16 protein-coding genes are annotated in these 26,821 nt (G+C 48.6%); 6 read left to right on the top strand and 10 right to left on the bottom strand.

The window, feature by feature from the left end; translation table 11 throughout:
* Nucleotides 1-512: RNA-dependent RNA polymerase family protein (locus G493_RS33735; RefSeq protein WP_028581646.1), on the top strand; the 512-nt coding region annotated here is incomplete at its 5' end.
* A 580-nt stretch (nt 513-1,092) separates the two neighbouring features.
* Here G493_RS33735 and mobB read toward each other — a convergent pair.
* The 5 genes from mobB to fdnG all read right to left on the bottom strand — a co-directional run bounded on the left by mobB (nt 1,093) and on the right by fdnG (nt 8,453).
* A complete protein-coding gene (gene mobB / locus G493_RS0118810) occupies nt 1,093-1,707 on the bottom strand; it encodes a molybdopterin-guanine dinucleotide biosynthesis protein B (protein WP_084813656.1) in 615 nt (204 codons plus the stop codon).
* A gap of 108 nt (nt 1,708-1,815) precedes the next feature.
* Nucleotides 1,816-3,228 carry a formate dehydrogenase accessory sulfurtransferase FdhD gene (gene fdhD, locus G493_RS30105; protein WP_051309570.1) on the bottom strand — a complete coding sequence of 471 codons (1,413 nt, stop codon included), beginning with the start codon at nt 3,226-3,228 and terminating at the stop codon, nt 1,816-1,818.
* A gap of 157 nt (nt 3,229-3,385) precedes the next feature.
* A complete protein-coding gene (gene nrfD / locus G493_RS0118820) occupies nt 3,386-4,609 on the bottom strand; it encodes an NrfD/PsrC family molybdoenzyme membrane anchor subunit (protein ID WP_028581648.1) in 1,224 nt (407 codons plus the stop codon).
* A 2-nt stretch (nt 4,610-4,611) separates the two neighbouring features.
* Complete coding sequence (locus G493_RS0118825; RefSeq protein WP_028581649.1) at nt 4,612-5,451, bottom strand: 4Fe-4S dicluster domain-containing protein; 840 nt, start codon at nt 5,449-5,451, stop codon at nt 4,612-4,614.
* Nucleotides 5,448-8,453 (bottom strand): formate dehydrogenase-N subunit alpha, encoded by a 3,006-nt coding sequence (gene fdnG / locus G493_RS0118830; RefSeq protein ID WP_084813657.1) that lies wholly within the window; start codon nt 8,451-8,453, stop codon nt 5,448-5,450. The genes G493_RS0118825 and fdnG overlap by 4 nt, the downstream gene beginning before the upstream one ends.
* A gap of 437 nt (nt 8,454-8,890) precedes the next feature.
* Between fdnG and G493_RS0118845 the strand changes: the two genes are divergently transcribed.
* The gene (locus G493_RS0118845) at nt 8,891-10,255 is read left to right on the top strand and encodes a sigma-54-dependent transcriptional regulator (protein ID WP_028581653.1); all 1,365 of its coding nucleotides are present in this window, start codon (nt 8,891-8,893) and stop codon (nt 10,253-10,255) included.
* Entirely contained in the window at nt 10,255-12,231 is a 1,977-nt protein-coding gene (locus G493_RS0118850) for a HAMP domain-containing histidine kinase (protein ID WP_028581654.1), read from the top strand. The genes G493_RS0118845 and G493_RS0118850 overlap by 1 nt, the downstream gene beginning before the upstream one ends.
* Nucleotides 12,232-12,367: 136 nt before the next feature.
* Here G493_RS0118850 and G493_RS30110 read toward each other — a convergent pair whose 3' ends face one another.
* Nucleotides 12,368-14,359 carry a phosphoenolpyruvate carboxykinase domain-containing protein gene (locus G493_RS30110; RefSeq protein WP_161629855.1) on the bottom strand — a complete coding sequence of 664 codons (1,992 nt, stop codon included), beginning with the start codon at nt 14,357-14,359 and terminating at the stop codon, nt 12,368-12,370.
* 461 nt (nt 14,360-14,820) lie between these two features.
* Nucleotides 14,821-17,205: a mechanosensitive ion channel domain-containing protein gene (locus tag G493_RS32490; protein WP_051309563.1), complete on the bottom strand. Its 2,385-nt coding sequence runs from the start codon at nt 17,203-17,205 to the stop codon at nt 14,821-14,823.
* A gap of 574 nt (nt 17,206-17,779) precedes the next feature.
* Here G493_RS32490 and G493_RS0118865 point away from each other — a divergent pair.
* Nucleotides 17,780-18,088, top strand: coding sequence for a hypothetical protein (locus G493_RS0118865; RefSeq protein ID WP_028581655.1), 309 nt, complete (start codon nt 17,780-17,782; stop codon nt 18,086-18,088).
* 78 nt (nt 18,089-18,166) lie between these two features.
* On the top strand, nt 18,167-18,565 hold the full coding sequence (locus G493_RS0118870) for an acyl-CoA thioesterase (protein ID WP_028581656.1): 399 nt from the start codon (nt 18,167-18,169) through the stop codon (nt 18,563-18,565).
* Nucleotides 18,566-18,734: 169 nt separating this feature from the next.
* Here G493_RS0118870 and pgl read toward each other — a convergent pair whose 3' ends face one another.
* The 3 genes from pgl to G493_RS0118885 all read right to left on the bottom strand — a co-directional run bounded on the left by pgl (nt 18,735) and on the right by G493_RS0118885 (nt 25,195).
* Nucleotides 18,735-19,436: a 6-phosphogluconolactonase gene (gene pgl / locus G493_RS0118875; RefSeq protein ID WP_153306588.1), complete on the bottom strand. Its 702-nt coding sequence runs from the start codon at nt 19,434-19,436 to the stop codon at nt 18,735-18,737.
* Nucleotides 19,437-19,454: 18 nt separating this feature from the next.
* On the bottom strand, nt 19,455-21,989 hold the full coding sequence (locus G493_RS0118880) for a glycogen/starch/alpha-glucan phosphorylase (RefSeq protein WP_051309565.1): 2,535 nt from the start codon (nt 21,987-21,989) through the stop codon (nt 19,455-19,457).
* A gap of 161 nt (nt 21,990-22,150) precedes the next feature.
* Nucleotides 22,151-25,195 (bottom strand): glycoside hydrolase domain-containing protein, encoded by a 3,045-nt coding sequence (locus G493_RS0118885; RefSeq protein WP_028581659.1) that lies wholly within the window; start codon nt 25,193-25,195, stop codon nt 22,151-22,153.
* A 148-nt stretch (nt 25,196-25,343) separates the two neighbouring features.
* Between G493_RS0118885 and radA the strand changes: the two genes are divergently transcribed.
* Nucleotides 25,344-26,723, top strand: coding sequence for a DNA repair protein RadA (radA, locus tag G493_RS0118890; protein WP_084813660.1), 1,380 nt, complete (start codon nt 25,344-25,346; stop codon nt 26,721-26,723).
* Nucleotides 26,724-26,821: the final 98 nt, after the last annotated feature.

Here is a 26,821-nt window from a genome sequence, read left to right on the forward strand (position 1 = left end):
GATTTCATATGGAATTGACAAATCGTCTTGGCCGGTTCGACCTTGAGGTGGAACCAACGAAAACCAAAGTGATGGAGTTTGGTCGATTTGCTGTTCAAAATGCCGGCAGAAGGGGGAGAAAAGCAGAGACTTTTGATTTTCTCGGCTTTACCCATTTCTGTAGCACAAAACGGGATGGCAAAGGGTTTCGGATGAAACGGGTAACAGCCCGCAAGAAGTTTATCGCTAAACTGAAGATCTTTAAAGACTGGCTGAAGAAAGCCAGGATCATGAAAACCAAAGATCTCTGGAAAACAGCTAAAGCCAAATTGACAGGCCACTACAACTACTACGGTGTAACCGATAACTTTCCAGGAATTAAACGATTCTTTGAAGGAGTTAAGAAGCTGCTTTTTAAGTGGCTGAACCGTAGGGGGAAGCGAAACTGTCTCAATTGGGAGAAGTTCAATATAATGCTGGAGCGATTTCCTTTACCGAAACCACGTATAATGGTCAGCATGTTTGGCTTTTAGTGAATTGATCGTGTGAGGAGCCGTGTGCGTAAATAGCGCAAGCACGGTTCTGAGAGGGGCCGGGGCCAACGGGTAATACTCTATAGACAGGAGCTCATGACACGTAGTAGTCGCGTGCGACGAGGCGTCAAGTAAAAGTCAATGAAGTCCCTATCTATTGTTTGCCTGGAGAAACCGGTCTACTCGACTTTGACCAATAACTCAGCTTGATAATGAAAGAGTTCACCAACTCCGGCCGGTGTAACGGCTAGTTGTAAAGGGGGCGGATCTTTGCCTGGCTCTTGCCTGGCATGTCCTTATTCTTTGACTTAACCTCTTCCTAAAGAAAAACAGCTCGTTAGCGTAGACTCCGGGTTGCTGACACTTCTTTCACTACATGCCACGCTCTATGACCCCGACAGTCCCTCCGGAAAAGTCTCCCGCTGGTCGCTTACCTCTTTGCACGATCGCGGTTTCCCGCATAGATAGCCTACCGGAGTTTTCGCTTGCCCAAATCTGAAGCACCTGTCGCCGGTTACAATTCAGAACTTATTGAAATATAATATAGGTGTTGTCAACCCCGTGATCAGTTACAAGCAAATCAGGCTATGGCAAAAAACTGCAAGAGAAAATCAATGATTTGCTCTGGCTTATGCAGGTCCAGCCTGGGAACATCCATCGGCATATTGCTGTCCGTGACAACTGCGAGAAGGTTTGGATCGTAATATTCGCCGCGGCAGAGCAGGGTACTGCCTTGACCGTGGCGATGAATTTCAATTTTTGGTAGCCCGGCAGACTTGAATCCTTCGACCAGGATTATGTCAACATCAGGAAAATATTCAGCCAACAATTCGTCAAGGGGTGGTGCCTGCTGCTGTTTTTTGACAAATGCCAGTTTGTTATCCGAACAGACTAGCATATTGTCAGCCCCTGCCTGGGTGAAACGATAGCTGTCTTTTCCGGGATGGTCGATTTCAAAATTGGGAGGTCCATGCTTGACCGCCCCAACTCTGTACCCCCGACTCTTTAACTCGGCGATCAGCTGTATAAGCAGGGTTGTTTTACCCGTCCCAGATCGGGCTATGAAGGCGACTGCAGGTGGATGCTTGCTGGCCGTGGCGGTTGCAGCTATGGAAGGAGAGATGTCTTTGAGCGGTGATATGTGCTGTGTTGTTGAATCGAATCTCTGATCTCTGCCATCATAAGAGTTGAGCATGTGTTGTCCCCTGCTGAATCGAAAGTGCGATGAATAAAATATCTGTCCAGGCCTGAGGTCAGACTGTTTACAGCCTGACCACTATACGGCAGTTATCCAATATGCCTCTTACGTATTACTGACCTTACGCCGCTCAGGTTGGTCTGTATCAATCACTGTGCCGCGCAATCGATAATAATCTTCCGGCGTATTGATGTTCTTGAACGTTTTTTCATCAGGGTCATGTCGGCGAATCGTGCTTGCCGGTAATTTCACCCGTTTTACCTTGTCAAAGAAGCTAATGATGCGTTTCTGGCCGGCATCGAGTACCTGTTCCATGGCTGGCAAACAACTCTTGCTATACAGTGCATGGAGCGGTTCGTGTCCGTTACTGCTATACGGAATCACCAGATCTCCTTGATCGCCATGGGCACAGATTTCTTTAACCACTGCAGGAGAGATGAACGGCATGTCGCAGGCAGCGACGAAGATTTTTTCGTTTCTGGCGTGGGTCAGTCCTGAGTGAAGCCCGGCAAGGGAACCCTGCGCGTAATACATATCAGGAACCTTGCGACAGGGAATTTCCTTATAGATATCCGGGGTATTGGTTACGATGATAACTTCATTAAAGAGACTTTCCATTCGACGGTATACCTGGTCAATAAAGCGGGCACCGTCAAGGGGCAGCAGGGATTTGTTGCTTCCCATCCGGCGGCTTTCTCCACCGGCGAGTATAACCCCGGTAACATCGGTGATGCGTTCTTCTTCATTGCTCACAGACAGTTGATGCGGATGGGTGAATACATCCATGTTCTGTCCTCGGACATAGCCCACCAGGGTGATGCCAGCCTGTTCACAGAGAGTGATGGCCTTGTCGGTGGGTGATGTCCGTGATGCAACCAGGCCAACGCCAAGCCTGGCTGCTTTGGCTACCATTTCCGTTGAGATCCTGCCGGAGGTGACCAGCATTTTGTCCACCAGGTCAAGGTTGGTTACCATTGCTTCGCCAGCAACTCGGTCAATGGTGTTATGGCGGCCGATATCTTCGGCATGCAGCAATAGCGATCCATCATAATCGCCTATTGCCGCTGAGTGGATACCGCCGTGGCTTCGGTAGTGTTCAGTAAGGTCGTTGAGCTCCTTCATCAATCGCAGGAGTGCACCGGTGGTATAATAGCGTGGCCTTTGTTTGTTCTGGTTGAGCAGGCTGGTTGGCAGATTATAGGCAATGCCTGTGCCGCAGCCCGAGGTAAGGGTTGGTTGTAACCGCTCTGGTAATTCGTCATTCAGGTGAATTTCGGCAAGACCATATTTTTCGCATACTTCAAGCAGTAAAATATCATCAAGCGTGTCGATAAAACCTTGGAGACGAAAAAAACCGGTCAGCAGGTAATTGAGCTGATGCGGGGAGCAGACCAGGGTTGCCAAATCGTTCCCGTTTACCCGGAGGCGCAATGGATATTCGGTAACGGTGTGGCGTAGAAGCTGTTCACTGCGACCCTGTCTGACACGAATTATTTGATGTGGGGTATTATTCTCCATGGGGTAGTCCATTGGAAATGAGTTTATGCCAGGTAGGCATTTCCCTCAATGAACCCGAATTTCATACGCGTATATTTGCAGTAGAAATAGGGGGTAATCAACCGCCGTCTCTTGGTGAAAACGGCGGTTGTGAGGGTGCTCTAACCCGGATTACGGGCTAACTGATACTGGTAACAGCTTCGCTTTGCGATGCACCTTTTGGTTTGTCGGGATTGATCTTACCGAATGAATCGGGGATAGAATAATCGACGGTCTCAGGATGATGCTCAAAGATCGGAAAGTATTTGGCGATCAGTACGAAGAACAGGATATGGGCAGTAATGATGCCGATGGTTACCAGTGACTCAATAAGCGACGGGTAATAGACATGACTTGCGTCCATCATGCCGAACATCGAGACGTTGAAACGATTGAGAATCAAACCACAGACAACCAGCAGCGCAGCAGTTACCCGGAGGGTGTCGCTGTTGCGGACGTCCTTGAACATGAACATGCAGCAGGGCAGAACAAAACCCAGGATAAACTCAGTATAAAATAATATGGTCAGAATGCCGTTATCGAACAGTGGCCTTTCCGAAAGTACCACCAGGCTGTAAATGCGCAGCCCAATGTAGAGACTGAGTGTCCAGGGCAGAATTTTTGCCAGGGTACGCAGTAACGGCCCTTCATTTGGCTGGCCCATCCATTTATGGGTGGCGGTTGCTTCCACAATGATAATACACATACCTGTGCAGATGGCGCTGACATAGAAAAGCAGCGGCAACAGCGGATTGTACCAGAGGTTGTGGAGCTTATCGACTGCGATCAGGAAAAACGTACCCAGTGAAGATTGATGCAGTGTGGAAATGGATGCTGCAAGGATAACCAGAGGCATCTCGAGCCAACGCAGGATTCGTAGCGGAATATTCCAACCAAATTTCTCTGCCACCGGCGAGAGGAATTCGAGGAAGAGTACCGTGGTATAGGCCATAACACACATGGAAACCTCAAACATAGGCGAGTGCAGGTTCCAGTAACGCAGCACGTGCCAGCCTTTGTGTGGTTGTCCCAGGTCAAGGAGCAGGCCGACACAGACCAGTGAGTAGCCAAGAAACCCGGTGACAATCGCAGGACGTACCAACGGCTCAAGCTTTTTTATGTGAAAACAGTGGGTAATAGCGCCCAGGGTAAAAGCCCCGGCTGCCAATGGTACTGCCGTAACAACGTCAAAAGAAACCCACAACCCCCATGGATAGGTATCATCCAGATTGGTGGTTGCTCCCAGCCCAAATATAAAACGGGTCACAGCGGCAGCCGCTCCTAAGGCCACCAGGAAAATCATGAATTTGATAAACCAGTGGTATGCCTTGACTTCCTTAACAACTCTTTGAGTAGCGGTCATCTTTACTCCTCCTTCTCTTCAGCAGGAGTATGTGCCTGCTCGCTGGTTGCATTTTGATTCATCAGACGTTCACGACGGTGATTTATCCAGGAGAGAGCGGAAAGCGTACCACCCACGGCAAGGAAAGAAGCCGGGACAAAACGCAGCGCCTGCCAGGTGTAATCCGGTAAAGGCCGCTGGGTAACATCTTTGAAGCCCAGTTCATCAAAGGGCAGGTTGGTCAGGTAGAGAACCGAGGTACCGCCCGCTTCATGCAGACCGTAGATTTTTTTGATATACTTGTCCGGATGATTTGCGAGTCGTTCTTTGGCAATCTTGACCATCTCATCACGGGGGCCATATTCGATCGCGGTGGGGCAGGCAGTGGCGCAGGCAGGTTTTAACCCTTCCTTGACCCGGCTGTAACAACCTGTGCACTTTCTAACCAGTGGCAGCCCTTTGCTCCATTCATATTTGGGAACACCGAAAGGGCAGGCAACCATGCAAAAACGGCAACCGATGCAGCGGTCTGCTTTGTAGATGACCGGGCCTTCCGGCGTCTTTTCAAAAGCACCAACCGGGCAAACCGAAGCACAGGCCGGATCGTCGCAGTGCATGCACATCTCTTTGTAGAACGCAAACTCGTTCTCACCGTTTTTCTGGTAATCGCGGAATTTGATACGGGTGAAGGTATACTCCGACATTGCCGGAGGATTCTGGTATCCCTCACCGCTGAAAAATTCCGTCTCTTCCGCCTCCAGCTGATTCCATTGCTTGCAGGCAACCTGGCAACCGCGACAACCTGTACATTTGGTCAGGTCAATTAAAAAGGTATTCTGCTTCGGGTTATGATTCGCACTCATGAGTTGATACCTCCTTTTTCGATATTGCAGAGGAAGGCTTTAAACTCCGGAATAGTGGTATTGGCGCAGCCAACCGCAGCGGTAAGCGTGTTGGCCGTACCGCCGGTAGCCAGACCGTTGAAACCGAAATGCCATGGCATTCCAACCTGTTCGACCAGTTTTCCCTGCACACGGAGTGGCTTGATTCGTTCGGTAACCAGAACCCGGGCCTCGATTTGGCCACGTTCTGAGCTGATGGTAACCATATCCCCGTTTTTCAGACTCTTGGATTCAGCCAGTTCTTCGCTGATTTCGACAAACATGTCCGGAACCAATTCAACCAGCCATGGCAGGTTGCGGGTCATGGCACCTGCCTGCCAATGTTCGGAGACGCGATATGTCGTACCGACGTAGGGGTATTTGCCGCTGTTATTTATTTTTCCGGGAATAGCGACCGCAGGGTTACATTGCTGCGAGGTCATGGCATTGGCAACCGGACTTTCCATCGGTTCGTAATGTTCAGGTAACGGACCGTCGGCAAGACCTGCCGCAAACAATCTGCCATATCCTTCGGGAATCATGATAAAGGGTGACTTGGTTTCGTCCTCATTCATCGGTACCCAACCGCCATCAGGCACATCTCCTTCCCATTTTCGGGTCATACTATTCCAGCTGATAATCGGTTTCTTAGGATTCCAGGGACGTCCCTGAAGGTCAACCGAAGCACGGTTGTAGAGAACGCGACGGTTGACCGGCCAGCACCATGCCCAGTTAGGATAGAAACCCATACCGGTGGGATCTTCCTTACCCCGTCGCTGCATCATGTTGCCCTCTTCGGTGTAGGAGTTGCAATACAGCCAGTTGCCGCTGGTGGTCGATCCGTCAGCCTGCAGGTAGGCAAAACTGGGCACCTGCTCTCCTTTTTTAAAGGCCTTGCCCTTGATCACCACATCGCGGGTGAACCGGCCGTTGCATTCGCGAGCGACCAGATCAATGTCAGGTTCATGGCCGTCACCGTAATTCCAGGCCAGGTCAACAATGGGCTCGGGAAAGACACCATCCTCCTGGTAAAGCTTTTTCAGGTGGGTAACCCACTGGTGAACGATAAAGGCATCGCTCTCAGCGTGTCCCGGAGGATTTACCGCTTTATAACGCCATTGAGTCCAGCGTCCTGAGTTGGAGATGGAACCTTCCTTTTCCACAGAGGAGGCTGCTGGCAGCAGGAATACCTCGGTATCGATGCTTTTCGGATCAACACCCGGACGCTTCCAGAAAACAGAGCTCTCTGTCTCCCAGAGGTCAACGGCTACGAGCCATTTGAGCTTATCCATTCCAGAGGCAATGGCATTGACATCCGGTCCACCGACAATGGGATTGGTTCCCATGAACACCATGCCTTCAAAGCCACCGTTCTGCAGTCGTTCCATTAAGCGGATATAGGAATAGTTACCGCTTCTTTTTGGCAGGTAGTCGTAGCAGAAGTCATTCTGTTCCGTGGCAGCTTCACCCCAGTAAGCCTTCAACAGGCTGGTCATATATTTTGGAGTATTGCTCCACCAGTTGGCGCTCTGGGGATCATTGGTTTTTGGCGTCCATTTTTCGTTATACGCTGCCAGGTTCACATTATCATAGGTCGGCACCTTCAGGTAGCCGGGCAGGATGTGATAGAGAATTGCGTAATCGGTTGATCCCTGCACGTTTGACTCGCCACGCAGAGCGTTGATCCCGCCACCGGCCATGCCGATGTTACCGAGAAGCAACTGCAACATGGCATAGGAACGTACGTTTTGGGTGCCGTAGGTGTGCTGGGTAGTACCCATTGCGTACATGACGGTTGCCACCTTGTCCGCTTTGTGGGTTGAAGCAATGGTGCGCGCCACTTCCATGTAGCTCTGTATTTCAGTACCGGTAATCTCACAGACCTTTTCCGGAGTGTAGCGGGCATAGTGTTTTTTCATCAGCTGATAGACACTACGGGGATGCTCAAGAGTGTCATCACGTTTGGGCATACCGTTGTCATTCAGCTGGTAGGCCCAGCTTTCTTTGTTGTAGCTGAAATTTTCTGGATCATAGCCTGAAAAAAGGCCATCATTGAAATCAAAATCTTCACTGACAAGGAACGCAGCATTGGTGTAATGAACCACGTACTCCTTTTGAATCAGATCATTGGTGAGCAGATAATTTATCAGCCCCCCCATAAAGGCGATATCGGTGCCCGGGCGCAGCTGGGCGTAGATGTCTGCCTTGGATGAGGTTCTGGTATAACGCGGGTCAACGGAGATCAGCTTGGCGCCATTATCCATTGCCTTTTCCACGTATTTAAAAGAAACAGGATGATTTTCTGCAGGATTTGAACCGATGCACACGATAACATCGGCGTGCTGGATATCAATCCAGTGATTGGTCATTGCTCCACGACCGAACGATGCCGCCAGACCGGCGACAGTAGCGCTGTGTCATATTCGAGCTTGATGTTCCAGGTAGCCGACCCCCATTGCCCGTGCAAATTTACCCAGCAGATAACACTCCTCATTGTCCAGAGCTGCAGCACCGAGCATTGCCATCCCGTCGTTACGGTTAACCGTATACGTTGTACCGTTGATCTCTTCTTCAGTAACAAAGTTACGGTCGCGGGTTTCTTTCATTAGCTTGGCCATACGCTGCATGGCCCAATCCCAGGATTTTTCTTCCCATTTGTCACTGCCTGGAGCACGATACTGCACCTTGTCCAGGCGACGTTCGTTGTTTGCCACCTGAAACAGGGCGCTGCCCTTGGAGCAGAGTGAGCCCTGATTGATCGGGTGCTCGGTATCTCCCTCGATGTTCACGATTTTACCGTTTTTGGTATGGACTATCATGCCACATCCCACTGCACAGTATGGACAGACGGTGGTGCTGGTCTGCAAGCCTTTGGTGCGCATTTCCGGTGAATCAACACCAGCTTCACTTTGCTTGCCTGTCAGAGCAACAGCACCGGCAGTCAGGCAACTGCCTTTAATAAAATTGCGTCTCGATATTCCCATGCTTCCCTCTCCTTGAATCAAATTTTTTTATAAAAACTTTGAATGTCATGAGCAAAGGTCGCACCATCCCTTTGCTGTTTTTTTCTAAAAGCGCTGAGGTGCCGGAAGTAACAGGCAAAAAAGGGGATTGAACCCTTTCAGGGAGGGCGGTTGTATCCTTTTGTTTTTGTATGATTTCTGGATACATCTGTCTCGGTCCGGACAGAAATGCGCACTTCGCAGGTGTTGTATGACTGCTGAATAGACCAATTGTCCGGCACAGATATCTGTTCGATTGTTTGGTGATATATTTTATGAAATAGAGCGGGATGTTGAGAACAATTCTTGGCTAGCAGTTCAATTTCTCGCTGAAACCTGTTGGTTTTGGTGTATATTGGTAAGAATAGTTCAAACTGGTTAAGGGCGAAATGTATACGCAGTACCTAGAGTAATTTGATATGCTCCCGAGAATAATAATTTGTGATGATGAAGAGGGGATGCGACGCTATCTCAACAAAATGCTCCAAAGCTGGGGGTATCATGTTGAAGATTTTGCTGATCCACTGCTCCTGCTGAACAGCATTGAACAGCATGATACCGAGGCTGACCTGTTACTGCTTGATGTCAAGATGCCGCAAATGAATGGTATCGAGGTACTCAAGCAATTGCAGACCATAAATGTAAAGTTGCCCGTTATTATCATGACCGGACATGGAACCATCGAATCAGCGGTTGAAGCAATGAAGATCGGTGCCTATGACTATCTGACCAAACCTTTTCCACAGGAAAAACTGTTCGCAGTGGTGAAACACACCCTTGAACAGCACCATCTTCGTGAAGAGAATTTCTCTTTGAAAAGGGAGTTGCGGGAACAAAAGGTTCCTGCTCAACCCATTTTTCGCAGCGATATTTTTCGCCAGGCATATAATCTCGCGCTCAGTGTCGCAGACAGCGACCTGAGTGTTCTGGTGTTAGGCGAAAGCGGCACAGGCAAAGAACTGGTTGCTGCGGCTGTCCATTATGCCAGTCCACGTAAGAATAATCGGTTCCTGGCCTTAAACTGCGCCACGCTGTCTGAACCTTTGCTGGAAAGCCAGCTGTTTGGCCATGTAAAGGGCGCTTTTACCGGGGCAGTTCATGCCCAGAAGGGGTTGCTTGAGGCTGCCAATTATGGCACCCTGTTTCTTGACGAGATCGGTGAACTGAGTCCATCCCTGCAGGCCAAGCTATTGCGTGTACTTCAGGAGGGAGAGTTCATTCCGGTTGGTTCCACCAGAATCAAAAAGGTCGATGTCCGTTTCGTGGCAGCCACCAATAAAAACTTGCAGCAGGAGGTCGCAGACGGTGAATTTCGGGAAGATCTTTACTATCGTCTCAACGTATTTCCGGTCGAACTGCCACCGCTACGGGAACGCGAAGAAGATATTGAACCCCTGGCTGAGCACTTTCTTCATAAAATTGCCCTGAAGACGCGCCGCATCGTTACCGGGATAGAGTCAGAGGCTTTGGATGCCCTGAAAAACTATCACTGGCCGGGAAATGTTCGCGAGTTGGAAAATGTTATGGAACGGTGCAGTATTCTTGCCCGTGACGGGGTTATACAAATTTCCCATCTGCCGTTTGCCAACAAGAAACCACAATCTGCAGACCCGCAGGACCTTCCCCTCAATCTGCGCGAAACTGAACGTTTGCAGGTTATTCGTGCACTGCGCGAAACCAAATGGAATAAAAGCCAGGCTGCAGAATTACTTGGGGTGACCAGGAGAACCATTGATCGTAAAATCAAGGAATTTGATCTTACCAGAAACGAACTGCTTGCTTGATGACAACACCTTTTTATTCTGTATTTTTTTCCATTCGCGGCAAGCTCACCCTCGCCACCATGATGCCATTGGTCCTGATTCTTGTACTGGTGGCGCTGGCAGCTTCCTATTTAATCAATGCTTCAATCGTTGATCAGACTCAAAAACAGATTCGCCAGGACTTGAATGCAGCACAGGTGGTTCTGGAGGAGAAGCAACGGCGATTGTATGAGGTGGTGCGTTTTACAGCACGCTCACTGTCACTTTCCGGAAGTTTTCGAACTTCTGATCGGGAGTCTCTTCAGCAGTTATTGAGCGAAATCCGACAGCATGAACAATTGGATATTCTCAGATTTACCGGTCCCAAGGCAAAGGCACTGGTGCCGACCCATGGGAAAAAAGTGACAAGTATTGCTGAGATCGTCACCAGAACATTGACTGACGGGCCCTTACAGGAGATCGTGTTGTTGAGTGAGGCTGAGCTGGAGCACGATGATCCTGACCTGGCTGAGCGAGCCAGGATATATGATCATACCGGTCAGTCCGGGGTAATTGAGCGGCGCGCGATGTTTCTGATAGCTTCTGTACCGCTGTTTGACTCTTCTGGGAAAGTAATGGGGTGTCTTTACGGGGGAGTATTGCTTAATAACAACCTGGCTCTGGTTGATAGAATTCAGGAAGTGGTGTACGGCTCTGACGAATATGAAGGCATAGCGGTGGGGAGTGCGACAATTTTTCTGGAAACAAGACGGATTGCCACCACTATCCGCTTACAGAATGGAAGCCGTGCTCTTGGAACCCTGGTGTCAGAACAGGTGGCTGAAGCTGTTTTACAGCATAGCGACACCTGGCTTGACCGGGCCCTGGTGGTCAATGAGTGGTACCTCACCGCATATGAACCCATCTTCAACAATACAGGGCAAACCATTGGTGCGCTCTATGTGGGCATGCTGGAAAAACCACTGATCGCCCTGAAAAAACGGGCCTTCATGACCTTATTCGGCTTGTTGATTGTGGGGTGTGTGTTTGGTGGTCTGTTGGCTGGCTGGCTGGCCAGGCGTTTATCCCAGCCTCTCCTGGCGTTGACCAATTCAGCCAAGAAGATAGCCGGTGGAGAACGGGATGTATCTTTACCTGTCGCCGGGCAGGACGAAATCGGTCATCTTACCCACGCATTCGCCGATATGACCAACGCTCTGCGTCTCAGTGATCAGGAGTTGCAGAATCTCAACCATGAATTGGAAAAAAAAGTAGCTGAACGAACGTCGCAGCTCAAGGAAAAAAGCCTGCAGCTGATTGAAACCCGGGAACAGCTGCTGCTCCAGGAAAAGCTTGTTGCGATTGGCTCTCTGGCAACTGGAGTTGCCCACGAAATCAATAATCCTGCTGCGATTATCAGGGGCAATGTTGAAATCATGCAGATGAGTTTGCCCGAAGACGCCGGTGAGCGCGAAGAATTGGCTGAGATCATGAAACAGGTGGAACGGATTTCGCTGATTACGCAGAATCTGCTCAGTTCCTCCAGACAACAGTCCCTTAATCTGGAACCTGTACAGATCCCCGCACTCATTGATGAAATACTCGAACAGCTCAATCATCAGACCGTAATGACCGAAATTAAAGTCTGGAAAGCCTTTGGCAAGGAGTTGCCGGCTGTTGAAGGAGATCGCGAGCGTCTACGCCAGGTGTTTACCAATATTATGCTCAATGCTGCACAGGCCATGGCCGGAGAAGGTGAGCTGTCTCTTGCCGGGAGTGTGGTTGAAGACAGGGTGCGCGTTCAGGTCGCTGACACAGGGCCTGGAATAGATGAAAATCTCCAGGGACAAATCTTCAATCCCTTTTTCACCACGAAAAGTAATGGCACCGGTCTGGGGCTTTCGGTTTCTTCCGGTATTATACGGGCCCATAATGGCCTGATTACCGTTTCATCAGGTAAAGGCCAAGGAACTGTTTTCTGGATAGACTTACCCATTAAGCAGCGATTTATCGAATAACAAAACCTGTAGCAGGGGGAAGGGACCAAGTAGTTTTCGGAGCCTCATGTTTTCAAGTGAAGTGAGGCTCCGAAAAGCTGGTCTCAGGTCAGGGCAAACGTGGTGTTTGCGAACTGTTTTTTCCGGTGAGAATTGATCAGGACTTTGGCTGGTTGGCGGCCACGTATTTAATCATTTCATCGGGAGTGACAATGGCGCCTGCCGATGCTTTCAGGGCAACCAGGTCACGTCGCCAGGTCATAAGAACCCTGAAAAAGGCGTCAGGCATTCCTTTTTCCCTGGAGAATTCCGTCAGGGACATGTCAATTCGCGAAACCAGGTTTTCCACATACAGCGAAAATTGTTTGGTATAGGTTTCTTTGGGATATTCCTTACCGATTATCTCTGTAAAGAGTTCTTTCAGATCTTCGTATCTTGGGATGCGGCCAATGGGCGTCCAGATGGATTTCACCTTGCCCAGGTGCATCAGAGCCATAATTCGCATCCAGACTTTGGTATCCCGTTTTTCTCCTACCAGGCCATCAGGCTCACCGGGAGCGAGACTTCCCCGTCCGCTTTTATGCAACCAGTAGTTCACCTGGAAACCGGAAGGAAGGTTCTTCGGATCTATACTGGTATTCTCGCCAAAGGCTTCATAGTGGCTGATGTAGTCTGCCAGCGGGCCGGGGAAGAAGGCTTCATTGGCATAGGGAGAACGTTTTTCACTGCCGTCAGCCCCAATCTCCGTCGCCGTTGTGGCAGAACGGATAATGGCTCCATGAACAACTGTGTTCATCCAGTCATGTGCCATGACAATGGTGGGCATGGTGGTATAGTCGCGTCCGCCAAAGAGCAGGCAGCTCATTTTTACACCGTTGGCATCCTCTGTAGCTGGATCGTAATTTTCCAGCTCGTCCAGAGAAATGGTGAATCGTGCATTCTTGTGGGAAGCCTGGATTCCAGACTGGGATGTCCATTCGCCAAGATAGTTTACGCCCTTCTCAGGGAGTGGTTCGCCCATGCCGTTCCAGTAAGGCCGGCCGTCTGAAACCAGCAGATTGGAGAAGATCACCTCATTGCCATCTCCTTCCAGAACCTTCATGGTTTCAGCATCATCCTTTTTATTTACCCCTTCAATGATGCCGAACATACCTTTTTCAGGATTAACCGCACGTACCTCGCCGGTCTGTTTATCTATAAAGATTTTTGCAAGATCATCTCCCACCAGATGGGTTCCGGTCATGGCTGTACCTGTTTTACCGCATCCTGAAGGATAGGCTCCGCCGAAATAGATGACTTCGTCATCCATCTGAAAGCCGGTGATGAACATATGCTCATCCAGCCGCTCGCCAAAATAGTTGCGAATATTATTCATATTGGCAAAGCGATGATTGATCTTTTTGGGGGCAATGGAGTTGCCAGCGTACTGGTTGTTACTGCTGTATGAACGGAAACGTTCCACATCCATATAGATGCGACGATCTTTCAGGTCAGCGGAAACATTGGTTTCAGTCAGACGACCGGCGCTATGGTAATTGACGAACATATAGCCTTTTGTCTCAACATCCTTGGAGAACCTTTCCGGAGTCATCATCCTGTAGAGCAGGTACTCGCTATGGGTAACATAGTAGGAGTCTGTTACCTGCAGGGTCGGGTCAGAGACCTGGCAGCCGATCGGGCCACGGGAGATGAAAGAGATGATCATCTCTTTCTTTTTCATGATATCAGTGATGATGTTTCGCGCTTCAACCACTCCGGCATGCAGTTCCTCTTTTTTCTGGAGAGAGGAAATCTCTGTATCTGTGTATGCCAGGTACTTGGTATTGGCGGTATCCCGCCCCTGGTCATTGGGACCGTCAAAATGGCAGGTATGATTATTTTTCTTCAGGGTGAATTCTTCACCGACCTCCAGGGCTTTTGCGCGAATATAGGCAATGTCTTCCGGAGAACCGGTGTTGATAAAGATAGATGCTGGATTCATACGGGTTGCCCCGTTATAAATAGGTGCCAGTACTTCGTAGCTGCACTGCATCATTTTTTTCTGGTTGGATTCATCCATCAAACTGGTGAGGTACGTCCTCATCATTTCGAGCCTGGAGATATCAACATCCTGATTTTGTCGGGTATTCCCGGTAGTGTATTTTTCCATTTTCGCCGTATAAAAAATTAAAAAAAAAGTTGTCCCTGGGGGCCAGGTGAGATTTGCAGGTAACATTCATGCAAATATGACTGAATGTTTACAAGAAAAAAATATCCTAGCCGAATTTGTAATTTTTTTCACTTTACAAATCACCTGATAGCTGTATTTTTTTCACGTAAATTACGGAGATAGAAGAAGAAAAGTGTGTTTTCCGTTTTTTTCGGAGAGGTGTGGCTGTCGAGTGACTGTTTGTTTAAGCTGCTAAAAAGGCATGGTTTTTTAGTCTTTGCCAGGCCTTTTTGTCTGATTTGTACAGTGATTAAAGTGTGATATTGAGAATTTTTCTCTTATAACTTTTTGTAGCTATAATGAGAGACTATACGCGTAATTGTCGGTCTGGGTGACTTGTTTTTGTGACTGTGCGCTGACCAGACTGCTACCGTGGAGATGCCCAGAGGCCTACTTTGTGGTCATGTGTTCTCGTGTTCCTGTTCGGTTATCTCCGTTGTTTTAACCTGAGGCGTACACTCAGTTTTTCCTGAAAGTTGACAGGCAACGCCTTCATCAATGGAACGAAAATGCAGATCTGTTTGCGGAAATGGAATCTCTATACCAGCAAGGGAGAGCTCGTTTTCAATGTCCTGGTTCAGGTCGCTGAGTACTGTAAGTTTGTCATTGAAATCCATTATCCAGACACGCAGTTCAAAATCAAGGGAAGATGAACCAAAAGCAAGAAACAGGGCTATGGGTTTAGGAGTGGTCATGACCATGGGATTGGCATTTGCGCAATTGGTAAGTATTTCCAGTACTTTGCTTATGTCTGTTCCATAGGCGACTCCGATTGGTACATGTACCCTGACTTGTTTATTGGCCAGGGTCCAGTTTGTTACCTGATTGGTGATAAGGTCTGAGTTGGGGACAACGATCTCTGCGTTATCAAAGGTTTCAATGATGGTGGCCCGGAGTCCCAGTTCTTTGACTGTTCCCACTTCGGTGCCGATGCTGACAATATCACCAACCTTTACAGGCCGTTCAAAGAGCAAGATAAGTCCGCTGACAAAGTTGTTGACGATGGCCTGGAGACCAAAACCAATACCCACACCCAGGGCACCACCAAGAATGGTGAGTTGGTTCAGATGAAAACCAAGGACTTTCAGTAAAATAAGAAATCCTACGGTCAGGGTTGCGTAATGGACAAGGCGGGTGATGGACACCTGCACACCTTCTTCGGCACGGTACCTGGGAAGAACTTCCTGACGTAAAAAAGTCTGGAGTGCCCTGGAAAAGAGAATGGCTGCGTAGATGACCAGGAAAATGGCCAGCAGGAAACCCGGGGTAATGGAAATATCGAAAATGGTAACCCCAAAGGAGGTCATGGTGGTGTAGGCAGATTCCACAGTAGCCTGAATACGCCAGATAACGGCAAGCAGGGTCAAGAGAAAGAGTATGTGGCCTAACCAGATAAGGGGTTGCAGCTGTTTGACGATAATAGAGCCATTTTTACTGATGATTTCAAAGGGTGTTCGAAGCAGTAGCAATTCAAGAAACCCGACAAACATATGAAAGGCCATCCAGATAAAGAGAATGGCTACCACCGTTTCCAGGCAGGATGTGAAAATAAAAAGAGCCAGTCGATCATACCCGGCAATGTCTGCAATGATAATGATCAGAGGTAGTTGTCCCCATGTCCTTCTCAGTATTGCAGAAAGTCTGGACTCATCTTTCACGGTTATATGGAGTTGTGCCAGGTAATACAGAAAGAGTGCTATAGAACCGTAAAAAATTACCAGGTGTACCAACAGGTGGGGTAACTCTATGAGGCGCAGAAGAATAGTTACACTAAGAAAGAGTGAAATACGACGGAGCATTTTGCCGTTCCACGGGTTTGTACAGACGGAGCGGGTCAGCGCACTCATGGAGAGAATTAAAGGGAGCTGAAAAATAAGATCCCATTCAGGGGGCTGAACAAAATGCACAGGCAGAATAACCAGTAATTCGAAGATCGTCAGTGAAATGAACATGGCCGATGCTATGGGGTATTCTGCAAATTTTATCCAGTTTGAATTCTGCTCAACTAACTTCTGGCTTTGTCGAATCAGCAACCCAAAGAGAAAGGTCATCAGGGTACCAATAAGCAAAGACCCGAGATTTTGTTGCAGGTAGCGTTTTTGGGTATTGAGAAAAAAGGTAAGATTGGAAATACTCTGTTCCCAGAGTCTGGGCTGTATCTGCGAGTAGAACTCCATAGACAACATGGATGGCATGGTCTGCTGTATGCCAATCTCCCTGGTTTCAATGACAAGCTCATTGATATCCTGCTCCAGGCTATAAACCTGAACCTGCAGCGTGCTGATTTGATTGCCGAACAACAGCAAAGGTTTTAACTGGCTTTCAATAAGCTCAAGGGCAGATGTGACAGTCTTGGTCAGCGATTTCATTGTTTCTGCAGGCTCGACTGTGTCGACAAATCCTTGCGCTTTTTCCTGCAGTGAGTGAATTTTTTCTTTTTTTTCTGCCCAGTTTTCATACCAACTGTCCATCTTTTCGATGGAGTGGGCTATGGGCTTGTTGAGGCCTTCAATGCGGAGTTTGAGTTTATAGAGTTGATTCTCCAGGCTGGAGAGCTGGTGGTAACTGAGGTTGGGTGTTGACCTGGCAATGGTGGTATCCCATTCAATGGCTTTCAATTCTTCCTGCAGGGCTGGCAGTTTTTCCTGCAGGTTATATACATCCGGTGCATTGGAAAGATGCCTTTGCAGATCTATATATTCCCTGGGCAGTGTCGAAGAGAGGGTGTACAGGCTTATGAGGTAGAGTTTCTGTTGTTCCGGTTGTTGTTCTACCTGGGCAATCACCCCGGGCTGCTTGTCCTCCTGTGCGTACACCTGGGAGGACGTAGAAAAAAGAGGCGTCAACAGGGTATGGAATACAAATAACAGGATGCAGATGCGTGATGATAAGCTCATAAATAACCGGATCGGACAGTGATGATAGGAAGCAAAAGAGTGTGGTTGACACTGGTTAACCAGCCTTGAAAGCATAAAAATATGTACCAGACCCCTGTGTGCTTTGCAATCCGGTAGTACGGGGGGGGGTACTTTTTTGAACAGAATCAACGTGTTTACGAATGTGATTTGATGTAACTGGTAACGGGATTAATAACACTGATATTTCAGTTGTTTACGAGTTGTAACTGGTCACAGGTGCTTCAGGTTTGGGCGAGCGTGTTTTTTCGCAGGTAAGGGAAGACTCCAGTAGGCTATCTATGCGGGAAAAAGCGATTGTGCAAAGAGATAAGCGACCAGCGGGAGACTTCGCGGAGTCTGTGATCAGTTACGAGTAATGTATTCATTGTGTGTTGCCTGTAACTTACTCTATTTCTTAAGATGCAAGGGAACCTGCAAATAACTTGTTGCACAAAACGAAATTATGAAAAGAATAATAATTGCCTTACTATGCATATTTTCGACACTTTTTGTTACAGGGTTAATTCTTCAAGGTAATCCATGGCTGTTGCTCATGGTGCTACTTGGAGGAATTATAGGTATACCGATGGGTTTGTCATATCCCTTCCCTGTTATCACAAAAGTAGTGATGATCCTTGGGCTTATTGTTTCTTTAATATCAATCTATTTTGGATTCAAAAACCATAACAAAGTTATTGGTCAGATAATTGCTGTCGTTGGCATTTTAGGCTGGTTCTTTGTCGGGCTTATGGGGCTGGGTACTGGAACATGATTGATGGTGTGGTGGAACATTAAAAATCTTGAGATGTAATCGGATAAAAAATTTGGTCAGAAAAGGATAAGATTGGTGATGGGAAAGACTTTTGAATTAGAAATGTCTGTGCGAGACTATGAATGTGATATCCAAGGGGTGGTGAACAACTCTGTGTATCAAAATTATCTTGAGCATGCAAGACACGAATATTTGAAGACAAAGGGCATTGATTTTAAAGAATACGCGGATAAAGGAATTAACCTGACCGTAACTCGAGCTGAATTGGATTATAAATATCCGCTAACCAGTGGTGACAAATTCAGTGTCACCGCCACGTTGGAGAAAGAATCCAAAATCAGATTTGCTTTTTTTCAGGATATTTTCCTTCTCCCTGAAAAGAGAATTGTGTTGAAGGCGAAAATTATTGGTGTTGCCTTAAATGCCAAAGGGAGGCCTTATATTCCAAAAGAATTTGAAGAAATACTTGATAATTGATCACAGTGAACCTGCTCTTTCCTCTGACACCCTGTAACCCGTTGCACATACAGGGGAGCTGTCAAGCTGAGTGATTTCACCTGTGAGTAGTTACGTAAGAAGTTACATAGCCCGTGATCTGTTGCGGCCTGGTCTTACCGGGTGCTGGTGATCGGTTTCCCAATCTGGCTCAAGCGGCCCAGTATACAGTGACAGGAGTTCTTGTTTGCTGCAGTACAGCGCGAATCGGCATGCCATGTACATCCGTGCCTTCCATAGCCTGTTGATACACCTTGTGTTTCTGTTCGCCGGTGATGTGGAGAATGATTTCTTTGCTGTCCAGGAGGCAGGGCAGGGTCATGGTCATGCGCAGATGGGGAGCTGTAACAGGGGTTATCCCCTGGCAAAGGTGAGGATTCTGATCATCTATCGCCTCCAGAAGTTCTATGCTTTCCGGAAAAAGTGATGCTGTGTGTCCGTCATTTCCCATACCCAGAAGGACCAGGTCAAAGGGCCGATGAATAGCCTTCAGGCGTTGCTCAATTTCAGCCTGCGCCTGGTGAGGCGTGGCATGGCCTGAGTGCAGGCCGATAAATGTTGCCCCGGAAGCCTTGTTTTGCAGCAGGTGTGTTTGTGCCAGGTGTTGATTGCTCTCCTCAGAGTCTACCGAAACCCATCGTTCATCGGCCAGGCTGATTATGACCCTGTTCCAGTTGAAATCACGTTGACTCAGCTTTTCAAACAGGGCTACTGGGGTGGAACCGCCAGAGACGATAAGTGAGGCAGTACCACGTTGATCTATTCCTTGCTGCAGCAGCTGGAGGATTCTGTCTGCCAAAGTTTTTTCCAGTTGGGCGCGGGTGTTAAATATCGTGCACATTGTCTTGTTCATGGATAGTCTACTTTGTAATTATTCTTCAACATAGGGAAAAATAATACCGCCTTCAGGGATACGTTGCCATTTCAGGTGGACAGGGATGGGGGCGACCTTCCACACCTGCGAACAATATTCTCTTATTGCTCTGTCGGAAGAAAATCTATGCATTCTGGCCACATTGAGAATCGATTTTTTGGTCCAGGCGTGAATATCCGCAAATTCCTGGTCAACTTTTTCCTGACACTCAATATACGACTGATAATCAGCAAGAAGCAGGTATTGATCCTGTCCAAGCAGCTCGTCTACGATTGGACGGAAAAGGTCTCGGTCGCCATAGGAAAAATGTCCGGAACTGATTAGGTTAATTGCTCGTTTCAGTTCTTCATTTTGTTCATAAAATTTCCGTGGGTTATATCCCCGTTTTTTCAGGGCAAGAACTTCTTCCACCTCCAGTCCGAAATGGAAAAAGTTTTCGGCTCCTACCTGTTCCCGAATTTCAACGTTGGCACCGTCCAGGGTGCCGATGGTCAATGCTCCGTTTAAGGAGAATTTCATGTTTCCGGTCCCTGAGGCTTCTTTTCCTGCAAGGGATATTTGCTCAGAGAGGTCAGCAATGGGGTAGACCATATGCCCTGTCTTGACATTGTAGTTGGGGATGAAAAAAACTTTGAGTTTACTCCGTACATCAGGATCATTGTTGATTACCCGTCCAACGGAGGTGATCAGTTTGATAATTAACTTGGCCATTTGATACCCTGGTGCAGCCTTGCCGCCAAAAACGCAGACCCGTGGCTGCACAGGATAGTCCGGGTTATCTTTCAGCCTGTGATACAGGGTTATAATGTGCAGAATGTTGAGATGTTGACGTTTATATTCATGGATTCGTTTAACCTGCAGATCAAAGAGCGAGGCTGGATGTATCACTATGTCGAGTTTGTCTTTCGCCAGCTGGGCAATTTCCTGTTTATTGGCCAGTTTTACCTTGTGCCATGCTTCACGAAAGGCCGCATCTTCAGCCATGGATTCAAGTTTGTTCAGTTTACTCAGGTCTGTAGCCCATTCTTCTCCGATGGCGTCGTACAGGAGATCTGATAATCTGGGATTGCTGACAAGCATCCAACGGCGAGGCGTAACGCCATTGGTAATGCTTATAATTTTTTGGGGCCACAATCGGTTGAAGTCATACAGGGTATGTTCTTTAAGGAGTCTGGTATGTAGGGTGGCTACCCCGTTAATAGTGTGGCTGCCGATGCATGCCAGGTTGGCCATACGTACATATCTGGCACCTGTTTCCTCTATAATGGAAAGATTACGGACGATTTCCTGATCTCCTGGGAATCTTCTGCGTACGATGTCGAGAAAGCGGTGATTGATCTCATAAATGATTTCCATGTGGCGCGGCAGGAGTCCGCTCATCAGGTCAATGGGCCATTTCTCCATTGCTTCGGGAAGAAGGGTGTGATTGGTGTAGGCAAAGGTACGTGTGCATATATGCCAGGCCTGTTCCCAGGTCATGCAATGTTCGTCGAGCAGGAGCCGCATCAACTCCGGAATGGCAATGGCCGGATGGGTATCGTTGAGTTGAACCGCGAAACTTTTGTGAAAGTTGTCCAGCTTATCATTGGCAAAAAGATGTTGCCTGATCATATCCTGCAGAGAGCAACTGGTGAAAAAATATTGCTGTTCCAGTCGCAGGCGTTTGCCTTTGAATTCCTGATCATTGGGGTACAGTATCTTTGTGATGTTTTCTGCAGCAATTTTTTCGGCAACTGCTCCACTGTAATCACCAACATTGAAATCTTCAAAATCAAATGATTTCGGGGCTTCAGCACTCCAGAGCCGCAGTGTGTTGACTGTGTTTACCCGGTAGCCGGGAATTGGAGTGTCATAGGGGATACCCTTGACCACCCTGGCGGGAATCCACCGGGATCGCATCCTCTTTTCACTATCCTGGTATGTTTCTGTGTGGCCGCCAAAACCCACATCCTGGGCAAGGTCTGCTTTTTTAATTTCCCAGGGGTTGCCAGCCTGCAACCAGCGGTCGCTCAGTTCCACCTGCCAGCCGTCTTCTATCTCCTGGTCAAACATTCCGTATTCGTAGCGAATACCGTACCCTATGGCAGGGATTTCCAGGGTGGCCAGAGAGTCCATGTAGCAGGCGGCAAGGCGTCCCAAACCGCCATTGCCAAGGCCCGGTTCTTCCTCTCTGTCCATAATCGGGCAGAGGTTCAGGCCGGTCTCATTCACTGCCTGGCGCACTTCATCATAGAGGCCAAGATTGATAAGATTGTTGTGCAGGTGGGGACCGAGCAGGTATTCTGCTGAAAAATAGCAGACAACGCGGGTCTCCTGTTCCAGCATCGCTTCCAGGGAGTTGATGAACAGGTGCTGCATTCTGTCCCGCACTGAAGACGCCACTGCAAGGTAATAATCGTTTGCAGAAACTGATCGAACTGTTTTGCCCAGTTGATAAAACAGTTTGTAGGCAAAGGCCCGTTTAAGCTTATTGATGGTACTGTTGTGGCTGTCCGGGGCAGGAAGCAGTTCTTGCGGATGGTGATTGTTCATGGAACACCTCCACGGGTAGTATGCTGGAAGATAGAGAAATCATGACGGGATTGCCATGCTGATCCAAGCTTAGCCCAGAGCTTTATCCTTTGCAATGCCTGTGGTTAAGTTTTCAACAAATCAGTTCGAGCCGTATTTACTCAAAAAATGCTTGTATATTGCTATTCCTGCCTGTTTATGGCTGGTAAAAACATCAGCCAGGGAAATGCATCATTTTCTCCAATCCCATTACTGTTTTCAAGTGTAGCAATAAGATCGGCATGGAGCTTATAGAAATCCAGGATCTGCATGCCTGTATAAGAATCACCTCCAAACCCATCAAAATCATCGCCAGCGTTGTCGCCATAGCGTGCACTGAGCGCACGGGCAACACGGTTCCTGTTCCAGCCGTTCGTATCTGCTGCCATATTCAGCATTTCAACCAGCTGCTGGCCGTACCGCATTCCCTTCATTCGAATGGTAGCAACACGTCCTTCATACGATCCATGGCCTGGAACAGCACTGCCTGAGAGCAATATTGAGAGGGTTGCATCCTCTGTATCTGAGGCTGTCCAGTCGTTTGTGTAGTTCTCCCAATAGGGGGTTCCTCCATCCAGGCCATGGGACCAGTGGGTTAAGAATTCTGCTCCGTGGTCTGTCAGGGCGTCGGTGCGTTTTGGGCCTGTTCCATACCACCAGCGCTGCTCTGTTTGCTGTTCTATGTAGCGGCGATAGCGGTCATGCCTGTAATCCCAGTTTCTCCCTGCTCCCTGTACCCGCAGGTTGCAGATACCTTTCAATTGCCCCCAGTTCTGCTGCCAGCGCGAGCTGGTATCAATGCGTGCCTGAAATTTCGTGTCAGGCGCGTTAGCCTCTTCCCACCCCTCCTTGAACAATCCCATGAAAAATGCGTCTGCGCGGAAATCATCGGCAACATATTGTTCTTCCAGGGTCCACAGGGAGTTGGTAGTGCTATAGCTGTATTTATTATTGAGATAAAACTGGAATGTTGTGGTCCAGCCATGGTCCTGGGCATACTGGGCAAACTGCTTCCAGACGTTCCGGGTGCCGATCATGTACCCTGAGGGGAAGGCCTCCATCACGTCTGGAGCTTCAAGCCAGAAGGTCTGAAGAGAGGTTCCACCGCTGTCTACCAGGCTGTTCCAGTAGCTGTGCCCTTTGCCGCCAGTAATTTCGTCATAGCCATAGGTCGTGTCTGCGATGCTGAGTGGCCAGCCTTCATATCCTGTGGTATAAAAGTTGGCAATTGCCGTGTTTTCGCCAGGCCCGTGATATGGATATACCGGATGATCCGGAGAAAAGGCCGAGCCGTCGAAGAATGGTCCATAATTGGTAGCAAAGGTACTCCAATCGCTGATTTGTCGAGATGGACCTGTTCCCGACAGGATCGGTGCCCTGTCTTCCACCCAGGTAGAGCCCCAGCTGTATGGCAGGGTATTGGGAACCATGCGGTGCCTGTGGGTAAGCTGGAACACCTGATAACGGGATGCTTCGTTCTCCCATTTATTGCCATATCCATTGAGGTCAATAAAGAAAGTGGGGCTGTCCGGAATGACAGGGCTAGCCACCAGCAACTGGATCTGCATTGTTACTGGACTGCTCAATTCATTGCAATCAACCGTTACTGTACCTGTATACGTGCCTGGGGCCGTATCCCGCGGGACATAGATATCACTCCAGATGCTCTGGAACGTTCCTCCTGGATTGCTGTCTGCGTCTGGAATATCCAGAGTTTCTGAAAAAGGTGCAGACAGCGGAATGGCCGGATCTGGATAGGCCGGACTGCCACTGGTGTAATGGAGCTTGAAACGGTCAATATTTTCCGCTGCAGCAATGATTGCCCCGTTCGGTCCATGGAGATCACTTACCTCTAGAGAAACATCGGTAAGTGAGGCCAGCAGGCGTTCCAGGATAACCTGAAAACCGACCACTTCGTTACGTAGAGCCTTCAGGGTTATCGTTTTCGTGGCTGCATTCCAAACCGCATTTGCTTTTTTATAGGCATCATCACCGCTGCTGCTATAACCGTCTGTGAGCCGGTTGCCCGTTGCCGGGTTGATCTTGGCCAGTTCAGAACATGCCCAATATTGCAATATGCCGGAAACATGAGCAATTTGCTTGCCGGTGGGGTCTGGTACAGGAAAGTCGCCATCGGCAAAAGCCGGGGTGGCAAGTGCTGGAGGTACTGTCAGGGTCGTCATCGCAACAGGTCCACTGTTACCGACTTTATCATACGCCTGCACCCAGAAGTAATAGGTTGTCCCAGGATTGAGATCTTCCAGTAAAAGGCTGTCCGTTGTTCCTGCCTCTCCCGGCCGTGGTATACGCCAGCGCTCGACGTTGGTTGCTGTTGAAAAATTGTCGTAGGTGGCATATCGAACCGTGTAACCAAAAGCTTTGCCGTCATCGGGATCGGTGGGTGCAGTAAAGCGTAGTACAGCCTCACCGTTCCAGTCGCCTGCTTGCGCTTCCAGCCCGGCCACAGCACCTGGGGGAGTTATGTCATCAATTGATGCCAGCTTGATATAAAGGCGGGGCTGAACTGTAGAGTTCTGTTCAGAAGAGTATATAGTCGGGTTGCCGTTTGCAGATCCAAAGCGGGGATCAGTGACCACAAGGCCGTAGTTATCCTGGATCATGGCATATAGAATGGCCGGATCAAGCTGCATGGCAATCCAGGTCTGGCCGTCGCTGGTATATTCTTTAAAGGTGTCGTTGTGTTTGTAGCCGAAACTTACCAGTGTCCCGAAATTGCCGAATGTAGCGGTACTGAAATCACTGCCCGGATAGGTCCATTCACCATCAGGGTAACTGCGCCAGCGCCAGCAGGGTTCACCTGAACCGGCGACGCTACCATAGGAATGTCCTTCAGTCCAGTCACTGTTGATGGTGGAAACCACGAGAGCATTGATCGCATCACTGTTGGCTTTTGCCAGGTGCAGCTCTGCAGCTTCGATCACCTTTCCCTGGTAAGCGGACAGATCCCATTGCATGGCCGAGGGATCATCATATCCCTTCAGACGGATGGTTGATTTACCACCGTTATTTATCAGCCATTCAGTCTGAGTACTTGGTCCGGAGTAGAAAGCAAACTGATTATCCTCGGTATTTAAAACAATATCCACTGTAGCGCGATCCAGCCACGCGGCACAGGCTGGCTTTGCCAGTGCAAGGAACAGGGCAATGCATATACTTCTTGTACTCATGTTGTTTCCAATCATGTTACTATTATGGTTAAAATTTCATTATACATAGAGAATATCGAAGATTATGTCTTCCTTCCAGAAAAACATGAAGTAGAATGTCGGGGCAATAGATGTCCTGTGAATTGTTACTAGACCTGAGGAGTTACCTGTGGCTCTGCCCAAAAAAGAACAGCCTGTATTTGTTTGTACACAATGCGGATTTACCAGTAGAAAATGGCTCGGACAGTGTCCTGAATGTGATGCCTGGGATACCTTTGAAGAGCAAAAACAGACCCAGACACTGGCCAGTCGGCGCAATATAGACCCTCCTGTGCCCATTAACAGCACAGTGGGCCCGGAAAGCGCACGGCTGGTTACCTCCATCGGCGAATTGGACAGGGTTCTCGGAGGAGGAATAGTTCCCGGTTCACTGGTACTGATCGGTGGAGACCCCGGAATTGGTAAATCGACCCTGATACTTCAGCTCTTAACCGCTATCAGTAAGGGCGGTGGAGAAAATGACAAAGTGCTCTATGTAACTGGTGAAGAATCGAGCCGTCAGATCCAGATGCGTGCCCAGCGATTGGCCGTGGAAGCACCAACTTTGTACGTTTCCACTGAAAATTGTGTTGAGTCCATTGCCCAGATGGCAACGGAAATGCAACCGCTGCTTTTAGCCATTGATTCCATCCAGACCATGTATAGCGAGAATGTCAGCTCTGCACCTGGCTCTGTTACCCAGGTTCGAGAAGGGACTGCTCGCCTGCTGGAGGTTGCCAAATCAAGAAATATTCCTACCTTGCTTGTCGGGCATGTCACAAAGGATGGTGCCATTGCCGGCCCCAGGGTTTTGGAGCATATGGTGGATACGGTTCTTTATTTTGAGGGTGACAGAGGACAGGTTTTTCGTATTTTGCGAACAGTGAAAAATCGTTTTGGGGCAACCAACGAGATTGGTGTTTTTGAAATGAAAGAGCAGGGGCTGGTGGAAGTGTGTAACCCTTCCGCGTTATTTTTGGCTGAACGGCCCGTGAATGTACCCGGATCTGTTGTCATGCCCAGCATTGAAGGGAGCCGTCCCATTCTGGTGGAAGTACAGGCTTTGGTCAGCAGATCGAGCCCGGGCAATGCCAGGAGAACTGCCATTGGAGCCGATCCCCAACGGCTGGCGTTATTGACCGCTGTACTGGAGAAAAAATTGGGCCTGACGCTTTATGACCAGGATATTTTTTTGAATATTGCAGGGGGCATCAGAATTGATGAGCCTGCCCTTGATTTGGGCATGGTCGTGGCTTTGCTGTCCAGTTTTTTTGAAAAAACCGTTGAGCCGACCACCGTGGTTTGCGGTGAAGTCGGGTTGGCCGGTGAGATCAGAGCTGTGGGACACATGGATATGCGGATAAAGGAAGCTGCCCGTTTGGGCTTTAAGAGCTTTCTTCTGCCCATGTCCTGTATGAAGCAGATCCATGAGAAGGATAAAAAGGAAATTGCATGCATCGGCGTCCGAACTATCACCGATCTAGCCGATCACTTGTTTTTGGCTGGTTAGTAGCTGCTACCTTTTGAGCTCTGGTTGATGACATGTACGTAAAAAACGGTATGCGGCAACTGCTCATCAATGATGTTTCATTGGTGATCGGGCTTGAG

Source organism: Desulfogranum japonicum DSM 18378, from assembly GCF_000429945.1.
Lineage (GTDB): Bacteria > Desulfobacterota > Desulfobulbia > Desulfobulbales > Desulfobulbaceae > Desulfogranum > Desulfogranum japonicum.